Below are 13,275 nucleotides of genomic sequence, written 5' to 3' on the forward strand. Positions count from 1 at the left end.
GGAGCAAGAGTAGCGCATGTTACTTCACCAGTAACATGCGCTCTAGTGATTCTCTGGCTTTGTCGGCAACTGCTGGTGGCACGTAAATTTGCGGCTTCATCGTCTCCAGGCATTTAACCAGCTTTTTCAAGTTATTAACCTTCATATTCGGACATACGAGGAACTTGGTAGCAAAGTGGAATTGTTTGTCCGGGCTATCCAGGCGAAGCTGGTATCCCGTGCCATCTTCGGTACCTACGATAAATTCTTTGGCAGACGAATTTTTGCAGTATTCCAAAATGGCTGTTGTACTGCCTACAAAATCACCCATCTCCACAACCTCAGGACGACATTCCGGATGAACGACGAACTCCGCGTTTGGATACTTCGCTCTCATCTCAACCACGTCTTTGACCGTCAGCATATCATGCGTATTGCAGTAACCTTCCCATATAATCATTTTCTTGTCTGTATGTTGTTGCACATAGTGTCCCAGGTTCTTATCCGGCACCCAGATAATTTCATCGGAATCTACAGATTGAATGACTCTGACAGCATTGGCAGAAGTACAGCATATGTCGGTCTCTGCTTTGATTTCAGCTGAGGAATTGATATACGTGACAACTTTGGCATTCGGATGCTGTGCTTTCAATTTACGTAGACCTTCAACATTCACCATGTCTGCCATTGGGCAGCCTGCGCGTTCATCTGGAATAATAACCGTCTTGTTCGGGGCAAGGATTTTAGCGCTTTCACCCATAAAATGAACACCACAGAAAACGATGACATCCGCATCCGTTTGTGCTGCCTTCTGAGCGAGCAGAAACGAATCTCCACGGAAATCGGCTACCTCCTGCACTTCGTCACGTTGATAATAATGGGCAAGAATAATGGCATTACGTTCCTTCTTCAACTCCATCAGCCGCTCACGCAGCTCCCGGTTCATCTCAGCCTTGCGCTCTAAAGCCAGAGCTTCCACCTGTGATCCTCTCCTTATCGGGACAGCGCCATGCGCTGTTTCATATGGCTAACCTATGTCTTCATTTTCGCTTGAGAAACGAATCACAAGCGGTTTAACACCTAATGTACACAACGTTCACGACTCTGTCAATAAATGAAAACACCCCATAATATCAGCATAACCGTCCATTTCCTACGCGGTTCGCCCCAAAGCTCCCGGATATCTGTATCTATACAATTTGAACTAATTCATAAAAAAAGAGAGCCCTAGGGCTCTCTTTGAGATCTGCTTTGCTTAGCCAAATCGTTTTATACCTTAAGAAGTTGGCTTCGTTCCACCATCATCCGGGTCATTGCTGTTTCCTTTGTCCAGATTCGGAGCTTCGTTAGGAATATCTCCCGCTGGTGGCTCAGGCGTTTCGTCTTTGCCTTGGATACGGACACGTACATCGCCGATGTTATCGATGATCGCCTCTCCGCCTTCGCTAGGCGTACCTTCACCATCGTTGCTGTTTTCATCTTTTTTTGGAGTCAGGGAACCTGTATCGATCAATTGCTTGATCTGATCCATTTCCAGTGTCTCCACTTCCAGCAACGTTTGAGCGATCAGATGCACTTCTTTGGAATGTTTAACAAGCAAGTCTTTACACTTCTCATAACATTCGTTAATGAAACGTTGCATTTCCTGATCGATCTCATAGGCAATGGAATCCGAGTAATTCTGTTCGTGACCGATATCACGACCCAAGAATACCTGTCCCTGCGAACTACCAAACTGCATAGGTCCCAATTTCTCACTCATACCGTATTCCATAACCATGCTACGGACAATCCCCGTCGCTTGTTGGAAGTCACTGTATGCACCCGTACCGATCTCACCGATAAACAGTTCTTCGGAAACACGGCCGCCAAGGAGTCCAGTAATTTTGTCCAGCAACTCTTGCTTGGTAACAAGCATACGATCTTCTTTTGGTAACATGATTACATATCCACCCGCGCGTCCACGCGGAATAATAGTAACTTTATGTACCATATCGGCATGTTCCAGGAAGTATCCTACAATGGTATGACCTGCTTCGTGATAAGCGACAATACGTTTCTCACGATCACTGATGACACGGCTTTTCTTCTCCGTACCTACAATGACACGATCAATCGCTTCGTCTACTTCACGCATGGAAATGTCTCTACGGTTACGACGTGCCGCAAGCAACGCCGCTTCATTCAAGAGATTTTCCAAATCTGCACCGGAGAATCCGGTAGTACGCTTCGCAATAATATCCAGCTTCACATCTTTGGTGAGTGGTTTGTTGCGTGAGTGTACTTTCAGAACTGCTTCACGACCTCTCACGTCAGGGCGATCAACCGTGATTTGACGGTCAAAACGTCCTGGACGGAGCAAGGCAGGGTCCAGAATATCAGCACGGTTCGTTGCGGCAACGATGATAATACCTTCATTGGCTCCGAATCCGTCCATTTCAACGAGCAACTGGTTGAGTGTTTGTTCACGTTCGTCGTGACCACCACCAAGACCAGCACCACGCTGACGTCCTACAGCATCAATCTCATCGATAAAGATAATACATGGGGCGTTTTTCTTCGCATTTTCAAACAAGTCACGTACACGAGATGCACCGACACCGACGAACATTTCAACGAAGTCAGAACCCGAAATACTGAAGAAGGGTACACCCGCTTCACCGGCAACAGCACGAGCGAGCAAGGTTTTACCTGTACCCGGAGGACCTACAAGCAATACGCCTTTCGGAATCCGTGCACCTACTGCTGCGAATTTACGAGGGTCCTTGAGGAAGTCTACGACTTCAACAAGCTCCTGTTTCTCTTCGTCTGCACCCGCAACATCTTCAAACGTAACCCGTTTCTTCTCTTCGTTATAGAGACGAGCACGGCTTTTACCAAAGTTCATTACTTTACCGCCGCCGCCTTGAGCCTGATTAAACAGGAAGAAGAACAGCAGGAACATAATGATCAAAGGAATAAAGGAAGTCAGCAACGTCAACCAGATGCTGTCACCTTTCATAGGTTCCTGATGATATTGGAATTTGTTCGTTTCGCTTGCAGTTACAAGCTCACTAATTGCCTCATCCGTAGGAGGAATATACGTTGAGAAATTTTCTGATTTGGCTCCGTCAGGCGTCTCCCTGTATTGACCGGTCACGAGGTACGTCTGACCGTTGAATTGAACCGTCAATTCAGAGACGTTGTTTGCCTTGATCGCCGCGCGCAACTGATCATATCTAGGATTATCGGTGGCTTCGCCGCCATTGCTGACGAACTGGACTATCCCCACCACAACTAAAAAAAGAATCAAATAAAAAGCAGAATTCCGGATGAACCGATTCATCCCCTACCTCCTCTCGAGACACTTCAATTATTTTAACATAGCCCGACATGGCTTCTCAACAGAAGCCACCAACAGATCAGGGCTTGGACTAGCTTAAACATCAGTTGCTATAAATTTCCGGTTTCAAAATCCCGATGTAAGGGAGGTTCCGGTACTTCTCGGCATAATCCAGACCATATCCAACGATAAATGCATCTGGAATATCAAAACCTGTGTAATGAGCTTCAAGTTCCACTTTGCGACCTGAAGGTTTGTCAAACAGCGTGACAACACGGACAGATTCTGCGCCGCGGTTTTCCAAGAGTTCAATCAGATAGCTGAGTGTAAGCCCACTATCGATAATGTCTTCTACGATCAGAACTTCGCGACCTTCAACGGGTACATCCAAATCCTTAATGATTTTGACAACGCCAGATGATTTGGTGGAAGCGCCGTAACTCGATACTGCCATGAAGTCCATCTCGACAGGCACCGTAATGTTCTTAACCAAATCGGCCATAAATATAAACGCACCCTTGAGCACACAAATGACCAAAGGATTGCGATTTGCATATTCGGCACTTAATGTTGCGCCTAATTCCTTGATTTTACTCTGAATCTCTTCTTCACTGATCAATACTTCCTGAATGTCGTTCTGCAACTGTGCGAACCTCCTAAGTTATACTATGAAAGCCTTACCTGAACCATAACCACTACCCCTGAATCGCTGAATCGCCTACAGTCATGTACAGGATTACGGAAGTGTCCTCCTTGACAGGAGCTACACTGGACCGGCGAACGCCTGGTAGCCAGATGATATTACCTGCTCCATCACACACCACGGGAATCCGTGAACGGACAGAAGGGGGGATTTTCTCATCGATGAAAATATTTTTCACCTTTTTGCTTCCGTTTAATCCCATCACTTTCATGGTATCTCCAGGTAACCGTGAACGCACAACCAGCGGCATAAGCAGTTGATCCGCATCAAATGCGGCTTGATCCGCCGATTCCGGTACATGATAGTCCTCGGGACTCATCGGAACAAGCCGAACATGTCGGTCGATTTCCGTGAGAGAAAGCTCATAAGTTCCGCTCCATTGAGCAAGACGATATTCGTAAGATTGATCCTGTACGTCAGTCCGTATGCCGAAAGAGATCAGATCATACTCCCGGGTACAGGCGAGTGTCTGTCCTATGTCCAGGCTCCAGGTCGTCGCGTCAGGCTGAATTACCTTGCGGCGAATGGTCTCAATACGGGTAAAGTCGACAAAATCACTGTCCAAAGGCAGATAATTCAATATTAGTTTAATCAACCTTCGTTGTAAAGCGACATGTAACTTCAAAAAGGAAGGCACCTCAAAGGTTTGCCTTCCGCCGTTCGCCTGCACTAGACACCTGTATGCGTCATATGCACCTTGTTCGATGAAATCGTCTTCATCGCCTACAATTTCGGCAAGTCGATTCAAAGACGGCGTGAGCTGTCCATTATATTGCCCCAAAAAAGGAAGCACATCCAAGCGAATGGCATTGCGCCGATATTTACGCAGGGAATTGCTTTCATCATTAAAGTACAGAAAACCCTGGGTATTACAAGCTTCTACAAGGTCTGTCTTGTTTATACGAAGGCATGGACGAATAAGTTCCACATTTTTTTCTCGCCGTTTAAACTTCATTCCCGCGAGTCCGGTTAGGCCACTTCCACGCAGTAAATGGAGCATAACCGTCTCTGCCTGGTCATCTGCGTGATGGGCAAGCGCAATGCTCGCCGCATTATATTGGGCAGCTACTTCATGCAAAAACTCATACCGCTTGTTGCGCGCGGCCTCCTGCGGACCTTGGCCGGTAAGCTTCATATAAGATGGCACATCGGCTTTCACCCATTCAAATGCAATGCCGAGCTGGTAAGCAAGCTCCTTCATCATCTCGGCTTCATGATCTGATTCACTCCGAAAACCATGATGTACATGGGCACAAATCAATTCCAGTGGAACATGTCTGGTACTGATCTCATGCATGATATGCAAAAAAGCTACCGAGTCCGGTCCGCCCGATACTGCGACGACAATCCGATCCCCGGGAACCCATAACTGATGCTCTTCCGCTGCATCCAGCACGTTATTTACCAGCCTGTTCCAGCGTAAAGCCTCCATACCTGTTCCTCATTCCTTACGTTATGTATATGCACGCTCAAAGTTCAGAATCGCAGTGCATAGATGAGTACCCCAATAAGTAGTATAACGGATACAGCAAATGCATTTTTGAGCCAACGCGGTGTGGTACTTTTGGAACGACGACGAAGAGGAGAAGGGCGTACCATCATTTCTTTCCATACTTTAGCCGCGTGTCCGGCGTCCTGAAACTGACCTCGGAGCGCCTGGATCGTCCAATTTCGAAAAGGGGTGAGCCGTTCACTGCGTTCCACCAGAGCTATAAGCTGGTTCACACTTCGCAGCTGTGGCAATCCTTCTGCGGCCAGCGCTTTGAGAGCATCGGCTTCCAATACATGAATGAATAACAACGCAAAAGCAAATACATCATAGGTGCCATCTGCTGTGCGGCTGCCTGCATTCCAGAATCCCCGGTCATACCACTCGGTGAACTGTTTGACGCTACGACCAATGGAAGTAACCCCGCCATAATCGATCAATTCTACCTGACCATAATCAGACACCAGTACATTCTGGGGTTTGAGATCGCCAAATACCCATCCAGCCTGATGCAATTGAGCCAGCTTCTGCAATAGCCTGAGACCAACCAATAGCGTCCAGTCTGTCCCTTGGCGCCGAATGAAGTGGTGCAAAGATTCACCCCGAACGTAACGCATCACATAAAAAGGAATATCACGGCCACGAACGGCATAGTCATCCACATCTTTGAGATAGGAAGGAATGCCGCTCTGCCGAAGGGCCTCATGATTACGCTGCAATTGAAATGATTTGAGCACATTAATTTCCGATTGCAGATCTACAGGATCAAATCCCATTTTAAGCGCATAATGTTTGCCATTCTCACCCCGCTGGACAAGAAAAACGATGCCGTTGGCTCCTTTGCCCAAAAGCTTCTGAATCGTATAACGGCCGCGATTCCATTTCCCTGTTATGACTGTTCCTGGCGGGAAAGAGGCATCAGACAACGTTGTCACCGAGCATCCCTTCTCTTTCAATGCGATAGTTCCCTTCTATTTCCTGCTGTCCCTCCAGTGTACCATAACGGTAAAAATCAATCACCCTTTGAATCGCAGGACCTGTCGGGGTCGCTCCCTTCATCTGTAAACGTCCAAACAGTGAACGTACACGGCTCAGATCGGCTGTCCAGTCGATGTCCATGACTGCTTCTTCTCCGCTATGTCGTCCGGGAAAATGAAATACGGAAAGATGGCTCTGACCCATACGCGCCTGCAAACTAAGCATTAAATCCCGAATCCCTTCTTCCACAGCAGCCAGCTTCGGTTTCATACTGGCACTTACGTCGATAAGAAGAATGACTTGGAGCGGTGTTGTTTCCGCCATATCATCCATCACTTCAACCACCTGCGCACGTTTGACCGGCTCAAGATCCGTTACCGTTTTGGGCTCATGCTCTCCCAGTATTTGTGTTAACTCTCTATTAACCGCCTGCTGAATGGTCTGAACCACCGTTTTTCTGGTCATCATTTGCATCGTATGCGCAAGTTGTCTTGTGCCTACGATCTGACTAATGCCACCTCCAGCCTTGGCAATATCCTCAATCTCCCGACTGCCCAACTCACCAATAGTTCCATAATCTATAACACCAACTACATTGACTGTAATCCCCTCTTCGCGTGCTTCAGCCGCAGCCAGAACCGGACTTGTGCCAACATTGGAACAACCGTCGGTGATCAACAAGATTTGCTTCATCCGATATCCCTCCGTTATTCGTTACTCTCCAACTCTATGACTAGCATTGCCAGAATGAAGAGACTTCAAACGAGGAATATGGATTAACTGACAGTGCGCGGACGCTCCATCCGGTTGATACCGGGCACTCGCAGTGTGGCCCATTCAGGGCGAAAATGTTCTATTTTGCCTACAACTACGGTCATATCATCATAGATCTCGTGCTGCTGATATCGAATAACACTCTCAAGCAAGCAATCCGCTACCTCCTGCGGATCCTCGCTATCGATTTCCTGGATGAGACGCTTGATCCATAATTCTTTATTGACAGCGTACCCCGGCGCATCATAGATTCCATCCGTCATCATAATCAAAATATCGCCTGGCTGAAGTTGCACGGTTACCAGATCCACCTCAATGTCCTTAATAATCCCAATCGGCAGATTACTGGCCGAAACCTGGATAACCTCCTGCCCTCGTTTAATAAAACTAGGCGTCGAGCCTATTTTCATAAATGTGGTCTCCGCTGTATATTCATCGATCAGTGCCATATCTACCGTAGCATACATCTCTTCAGGAGAACGCAGCATCAGAACGGAATTCACCGATTTGATCGCCAGTTTCTCATCCATGCCCGACTGTAACAACTGCTCCAGTATATTCAGTGCAGCACTGCTCTCCATACGTGCCCGTTCCCCATTGCCCATACCATCACTAAGTGCAACCGCAAATGTACCATTGCCCAGTTCAACCGTGCTGAAACTGTCTCCGGACATAACATCCCCCCCTTTGGCGGCGGCAGCAACACCCGTTGTGATCTCAAATGTTTTGGCAGAGCCAAAGGTGACTGTCGCCAGTCCTTGGCGAGGGTCGAGCATCGTCTCACTCAAGACGGCAATATGCTCGTCCAGTACATTCGAGATCAGCGGAGCAATCATTTTCCGGCACTCGTCAAATCCGCGTGTATAGGCATGAACAATCTCAATTTCCACATTCCCCGCTTCCAGATTAATGATTTCAATAGAATGTATGGACAGACCTAACGATTCAAGCGCATCCCGAATCTGTTCCTCCTGTTGTACCATCTCCTCACTTTCCCTTTGAATTTCTTTCGCCAGGTCCTCCATCACCTGGGATACCCCTGATAATTGTTCTGCAACCAGCTGACGACTATCTATAATCTGACGCTTCCATTGCATGTTATGTTGATGCAGACCATACTGGGCACGCATCACTTCTAATACCTCCTCCGGTTTTGCACATACCCTGTTCCATTCCACCGGAATCTGCTTGCCTGACATCTCCGGGTTGGTTTCAATGGAACTCATCACATCGGTCATATATTTATAGGTTTGAATGAACTTCGCATCCCAGCATTGGGCCTTCTTAAAGCATCCTGAACATGTGCCCTCGGCTACAGCATTCATGAAATGCTCCATCCCGCCCTCGTTCTGTACCGGCTCTCCGGCCCCAGACATCTGATCGAAGCTGCGTGACAGCTGACGGAATACCTGCGAGAAGCGAGTGACCCGTTCTGCAGTGATATCCCGTATTCGCTTCGCATATTCATGCTGCGACTTCGTGTGATCCTGTGTACCAGGAACATATTTGGAGATGGCTGTCATCAAGCTCTTTGGCGTTAACATAAACAGAACAATGGCCGCGCAGGTCTCCCATAAAGAATTCATGACGTCTCCTGGTCCACCCAGGTAGATGGACAGAATAGAGGAACCCAGCAGCATGCCCAGTGCAACCGCTGCACGTTTGCCCTCTCTCAGCATACCTGCCAGCATGCCTGCAAAAGCAAGCAGACTCATCTGATACACCGCTGACATATCAGCCAAACTCAGAATGAGGCCAGTAATGACCCCAACCGAGGCTCCGAGGGGGGCTCCGCCCACCAGCGCGAAGATCAGAATGAGATACCGGGAGAGCATATGCTCGACGGACAGGGACTGAATCGTCCAGCCTACCGCTCCTGTCATCACTGAGGCGAGTAATATGATCAAACAGAGGATCTCCTCGTTCTTTAGGTTGAACTTCTTTTTGCGATACGTGAAGATCGGTATGGCCTGTATGAAAACCAGGGTAAGTACAAAGCTGAGCACGGAATCCATCGTGAGCATTAGCATGGCGTACCAACTGAACGATGGCCCAATGACGACAGCGAACAACTTGACCATAAAAGTAGTCGTAAACACCATCGTTGGCGCATAAGATAATTCAGCGCGGTCATAAGACTCCAGTCCTCGGAACAACAGATAGAAGATGGCAAGTTCCGACGCTACGATGAGCGGTACCGGGAATGGGGCAAAGAGGCTTCCGGCCAGCAACGCGACTCCAACCGGTATAATATAATCCCTGCGCATAAAGGCAATGACCGCAAAGTAAGCAATCGCAAAGGGCGACAATTCATTCAGAATCATGGCTTTCCCTAACAAGAATCCCATAAAGGTGAGGAGCAGCACCCATTTACGTGCAGCAACGATCTGGACAGCCTTGCGGGAGCTGATCCACTGTTTGAGACGTACTGACAGCTCCTCCCGAGCTTCTGTACCTCCTTTACCAGCTTTCATTCCCGGAAATTGAATGACATTCCACTTTTCCATCATCCTCAAGGCACCCCATTCGATTAAATGTTTTTTCGTGTTTCGTTCTCGATGGTTCTGATTATAGATAGAATAGAAGACGTAGTTTGTCACAATTGGTGGGCAGGCTCCAAAAACTTTACGACAAAAGAAACAGATACGGCGCGGTGGTGCGGAACCCCCGGCCGTATTGTGGTTTCATCGATTTGGAACAGACCCTGCCGACAAGGTACTTGTCTGATTTTGAACCGGAAGTACTTCGGCATCGCCACGATCTGAGCAGGATACCTGTGGAATGCCATGGAAACCTGTCGGTAAAAAATGGTAGACGACAAATGTTCTTATGTACTTTTTTTCTGTGCAGAAAAACTGGTGAAATGGAACCTCACATTACAAAAACGGCTATGAATTCGGTCTATTGTCTATAGGCAAACGATATACTGCCACAATAAAAAAAGAACGCAAAAAAACCGCCAGCCCCAAGGCTAACGGTTTTACTTATATTTTAAATCAGGTTGAACCAGATTAGACGCGTTTGGCTCCTCGGCCACCACGTTTGCCTTCTGTGTTCTTCTTCAACGAAGAAATCCGCTCTTCGCTATCTTTCAGGAAGCGTGACATTTTATCCTCAAATGAAGGTTTGCCTGCTGCGGGCTTGAAAGAACGGCCTCCGCGGTCACGGTTAAATCCACCACCACCGCCGCCACGGCCTTGGCCACCACTTGGGCCTCCACCGCTGAATCGTTCGCGATCTCCTCCACTGCGTTCCGGTCTAGGAGCTCTTGGGGGTCTGGACTGGGTTTGTTGCTCAACCGGTTTGTCAACAGCTTGCTTAATGGAAAGCCCAATCTTGCCATCCTTGTCAACGTTGATGACCTTCACTGTAACGAGGTCATTAAGTTTCAGGTGGTCGTTGACATCTTTGACGTAATTGTCGGCGATTTCCGAGATGTGAACGAGACCCGTGACACCTCCTGACAGATCCACAAATGCTCCAAAATGCGTGATGCCTGTCACCTTGCCCTCTAACTTGGTGCCCACTTCAATTGCCATAGAATAAAATGATCCTCCCTTAAAAATATACAACCCGATTTTTTGAATGCCAAAATCAATGCTGTGCTAATGTAATTATACCTTATGCCGCAAACCAAGGTCAACTGAGCTCTGCCCCTTAAGGGAGCCTATTTTTTCCGGTATGACGGCTTCAGACATGTAGACAACAAACCTTGCTCCGTATTGAGCCGAATTACATCAGTTCCCTGACTCTTCAACCTTAATGGGTGTTTCGTCAGGCAGATAGTATCCTTTTTTTCGTGCCAGTTGTCCTATGTATTCGGGATCCTTCAACCGGCTGACTTCATACTTCAACTGATCCAGCTTCTTCTGTGTTTCTTCCTTTGAAGCTTGCTGTGCCGCCAGATGAGAACTCTTGTCCGAAATTTGTGCAGTCTGCACAAGGAACGTATATCCTGCCCAAATGATAAACACAACCATAAAAGTCATCCAAAGCATGAGACGCCTTTTTGCACCAGCAGATTTTCCTTGGCCTGCTTGTACTTTTGATTTGCTCATAGGTGTTTTACCCATTATTGGACCTCCTTAAAACCAGCGTTTCCACATCGCTGCAATACTTGAACCCGCACGGATCAGGAAGCGTGGCGTTACCCAGTGCTTCAGGAGCGGCCTAAACATCCAGCGGAACAACTTGCCGAAAGGTACCAAACATTGCAATACCAGCTTGCCCAGAAATAATAGAATTGCGAGTATAAAACCAAATAATACACGCAACAGCTTATAAAGCCCTTTAGCCGGCATAACGATCAGGATGTTAAGGATATGTCCACACCAATGAATCAGCGTTCTTGCGAGTTTAATTAACATTACCACAAAACGCTGGGTTGTAACACTTAAAAGCCAAAAATAGAAGCAAACCCCTATAATCAGCCCCAAAAAGACATAAAACCGCAGCTGTCCGTGATTACCGGCGTACAGCATCCGGAAGACGAACAGCGCGGAGGCGACCCAGTACAACAGATCTAGCGTGTGGACACTCCATCTCGGGAACCGCAGCTGACCGGACAGTACCCGGTAACTGTCGTAGGCCATCCCCATCACGGCCCCTGATATCAGCATCCACATCAATGTGATCCATTGAGTATCCGGACTCATCGGAACATCTTGCCGAACAGGCCTTTACCGTTCTTGGATTGGGAACCGGGGTCCAGATATTGCAGAGAACTGACCGTTCCCTCGATAGATAGCAAACCGTCCTCCAGGCTAAGGTTTTTGATATGTAAATTGTGCCCCCGGATGGTCAGATGCCCAAGTTCAGTTTGCAGTAAAAATTCCTCACTGTCGAAGCTCTCCACATTGGAGACACCTGTCAGATCCAGCAGTTTCCGATTCTGCATGCTCAGATGATGCTGTTTCGTTTTACTTTGCTCAACCATGGCATGTACCCCTCCTTCTTACACCTAGCTTATGGATCAGAAGTGCGGAATAGAACCAAGGGCGGATGAAACCGAATGTCAGATAAATACGCATCAAAAAAGCGCCCCTCCCTCTACGGGAAAGGCGCTTCATTTCATGCCATGAATGGATACATAAGCATATCGGGCATTCCTATTACCAGTTCAACCCATTATCCTTGGCGATCGGCTCTTCCTTAACCAAGGTGTAGAGGCTGCTTGCCTCGTCCTTCTTGGTACTCTCAGCAAGGCGTTCCACCTTTACGGTGACCAGCTTTTGACCAAACTGAACCGTCAGCTCATCGCCCACTTTGACAGCGGCGCTGGGCTTCGCTTCGCGCCCGTTCACCAGAACACGTCCCTGTTCGGAGACGTCCTTGGCCACGGTGCGGCGCTTGATCAGCCGAGAGACCTTCAGGAATTTATCAAGACGCATTATTTTACGGCTTCTTTAAGTTTGTTGCCTGCTTTGAACGCAGGAACGGTGGACTCAGGAATTACGATTTCATTCCCTGTTTGTGGGTTACGTCCGGTACGACCGGAACGTTTGCGGGTCTCAAAAGTGCCAAAGCCGATCAATTGTACTTTGTCTCCGCTGGCAAGTGCATCTGTAATCTCTCCCAAAAAGCCGTTCAATACGGACTCAACGTCTTTTTTAGTCAAACCGCTTTTGGTGGAAATGTTGTTAATCAGATCTGTTTTGTTCATTTTTAAAAGCCTCCCAAATTGAAAAAAAAGTATCTGCGAATCCATGGCAGCAGATCTGCTGCCGCTGACTCCGCGCTAGGTTACTACACATGTATTCTGGCTTGGCATCTGAAATCCTGCCTTGGCCCTCGACTTTTTTCACATTCTGTCGATCCTGCCCAAGAACAGTCTAAGTCCAGTACCCGAAACAACCCTCCATCAATCACACAAGTGATCATTGGTTTATTGCATCGACTAACAAAATACGCATGATGTACCTGAGCAATTTGCATTAATTCGATTCATCTCGCTCCCGAGTACAACATATAGACGAATAGAAGTGAAGCATTTCGATCCATATCTTGCTGATTGAAAGACGCTCTTTGAAT

Annotated in this window: 13 protein-coding genes; all 13 read right to left on the bottom strand. The window is 47.7% G+C overall.

From position 1 onward, the window contains the following. Nucleotides 1-19: 19 nt before the first annotated feature. Nucleotides 20-958: a quinolinate synthase NadA gene (nadA, locus tag PPA03S_RS29480; protein WP_062329366.1), complete on the bottom strand. Its 939-nt coding sequence runs from the start codon at nt 956-958 to the stop codon at nt 20-22. A gap of 297 nt (nt 959-1,255) precedes the next feature. Next, the gene (ftsH, locus tag PPA03S_RS29485; protein WP_062329368.1) at nt 1,256-3,304 is read right to left on the bottom strand and encodes an ATP-dependent zinc metalloprotease FtsH; all 2,049 of its coding nucleotides are present in this window, start codon (nt 3,302-3,304) and stop codon (nt 1,256-1,258) included. A gap of 100 nt (nt 3,305-3,404) precedes the next feature. Beyond that, on the bottom strand, nt 3,405-3,944 hold the full coding sequence (gene hpt / locus PPA03S_RS29490) for a hypoxanthine phosphoribosyltransferase (RefSeq protein WP_062329370.1): 540 nt from the start codon (nt 3,942-3,944) through the stop codon (nt 3,405-3,407). A 52-nt stretch (nt 3,945-3,996) separates the two neighbouring features. After that, nucleotides 3,997-5,436 carry a tRNA lysidine(34) synthetase TilS gene (gene tilS / locus PPA03S_RS29495; protein ID WP_062329372.1) on the bottom strand — a complete coding sequence of 480 codons (1,440 nt, stop codon included), beginning with the start codon at nt 5,434-5,436 and terminating at the stop codon, nt 3,997-3,999. A gap of 44 nt (nt 5,437-5,480) precedes the next feature. After that, on the bottom strand, nt 5,481-6,428 hold the full coding sequence (locus PPA03S_RS29500; RefSeq protein WP_062329374.1) for a serine/threonine protein kinase: 948 nt from the start codon (nt 6,426-6,428) through the stop codon (nt 5,481-5,483). Further along, on the bottom strand, nt 6,412-7,164 hold the full coding sequence (locus tag PPA03S_RS29505) for a vWA domain-containing protein (RefSeq protein WP_062329376.1): 753 nt from the start codon (nt 7,162-7,164) through the stop codon (nt 6,412-6,414). Before PPA03S_RS29505 ends, PPA03S_RS29500 begins: the two co-directional genes overlap by 17 nt. Before the next feature lie 83 nt (nt 7,165-7,247). Then, nucleotides 7,248-9,755 carry a stage II sporulation protein E gene (gene spoIIE, locus PPA03S_RS29510; RefSeq protein ID WP_174532171.1) on the bottom strand — a complete coding sequence of 836 codons (2,508 nt, stop codon included), beginning with the start codon at nt 9,753-9,755 and terminating at the stop codon, nt 7,248-7,250. A 501-nt stretch (nt 9,756-10,256) separates the two neighbouring features. Further along, nucleotides 10,257-10,784, bottom strand: a complete 528-nt coding sequence (locus PPA03S_RS29515) for a S1 domain-containing RNA-binding protein (RefSeq protein ID WP_024633724.1) — start codon at nt 10,782-10,784, stop codon at nt 10,257-10,259. 198 nt (nt 10,785-10,982) lie between these two features. Beyond that, complete coding sequence (locus tag PPA03S_RS29520; protein ID WP_062329378.1) at nt 10,983-11,318, bottom strand: FtsB family cell division protein; 336 nt, start codon at nt 11,316-11,318, stop codon at nt 10,983-10,985. Between the two features lie 12 nt (nt 11,319-11,330). Further along, a complete protein-coding gene (gene yabQ, locus PPA03S_RS29525) occupies nt 11,331-11,900 on the bottom strand; it encodes a spore cortex biosynthesis protein YabQ (protein ID WP_062329380.1) in 570 nt (189 codons plus the stop codon). Continuing rightward, nucleotides 11,897-12,181 carry a sporulation protein YabP gene (gene yabP, locus PPA03S_RS29530; protein ID WP_053778920.1) on the bottom strand — a complete coding sequence of 95 codons (285 nt, stop codon included), beginning with the start codon at nt 12,179-12,181 and terminating at the stop codon, nt 11,897-11,899. The genes yabQ and yabP overlap by 4 nt, the downstream gene beginning before the upstream one ends. Before the next feature lie 175 nt (nt 12,182-12,356). Next, nucleotides 12,357-12,635, bottom strand: coding sequence for an RNA-binding S4 domain-containing protein (locus PPA03S_RS29535; RefSeq protein ID WP_024633720.1), 279 nt, complete (start codon nt 12,633-12,635; stop codon nt 12,357-12,359). Then, on the bottom strand, nt 12,635-12,907 hold the full coding sequence (locus PPA03S_RS29540; protein WP_017691362.1) for an HU family DNA-binding protein: 273 nt from the start codon (nt 12,905-12,907) through the stop codon (nt 12,635-12,637). The genes PPA03S_RS29535 and PPA03S_RS29540 overlap by 1 nt, the downstream gene beginning before the upstream one ends. Between the last annotated feature and the right edge of the window lie 368 nt (nt 12,908-13,275).

The organism is Paenibacillus pabuli NBRC 13638, assembly GCF_001514495.1.
In the GTDB taxonomy this organism is placed as follows: domain Bacteria; phylum Bacillota; class Bacilli; order Paenibacillales; family Paenibacillaceae; genus Paenibacillus; species Paenibacillus pabuli.

What these genes read in the sequence shown, in the direction of transcription:
- ftsH (WP_062329368.1), bottom strand. Translation starts at nt 3,304, where the DNA reads ATGAATCGGTTCATCCGGAATTCTGCTTTTTATTTGATTCTTTTTTTA.
- tilS (WP_062329372.1), bottom strand. Translation starts at nt 5,436, where the DNA reads ATGGAGGCTTTACGCTGGAACAGGCTGGTAAATAACGTGCTGGATGCA.
- PPA03S_RS29505 (WP_062329376.1), bottom strand. Translation starts at nt 7,164, where the DNA reads ATGAAGCAAATCTTGTTGATCACCGACGGTTGTTCCAATGTTGGCACA.
- spoIIE (WP_174532171.1), bottom strand. Translation starts at nt 9,755, where the DNA reads ATGATGGAAAAGTGGAATGTCATTCAATTTCCGGGAATGAAAGCTGGT.
- PPA03S_RS29515 (WP_024633724.1), bottom strand. Translation starts at nt 10,784, where the DNA reads ATGGCAATTGAAGTGGGCACCAAGTTAGAGGGCAAGGTGACAGGCATC.
- PPA03S_RS29520 (WP_062329378.1), bottom strand. Translation starts at nt 11,318, where the DNA reads ATGGGTAAAACACCTATGAGCAAATCAAAAGTACAAGCAGGCCAAGGA.
- yabQ (WP_062329380.1), bottom strand. Translation starts at nt 11,900, where the DNA reads ATGAGTCCGGATACTCAATGGATCACATTGATGTGGATGCTGATATCA.
- yabP (WP_053778920.1), bottom strand. Translation starts at nt 12,181, where the DNA reads ATGGTTGAGCAAAGTAAAACGAAACAGCATCATCTGAGCATGCAGAAT.
- PPA03S_RS29535 (WP_024633720.1), bottom strand. Translation starts at nt 12,635, where the DNA reads ATGCGTCTTGATAAATTCCTGAAGGTCTCTCGGCTGATCAAGCGCCGC.
- PPA03S_RS29540 (WP_017691362.1), bottom strand. Translation starts at nt 12,907, where the DNA reads ATGAACAAAACAGATCTGATTAACAACATTTCCACCAAAAGCGGTTTG.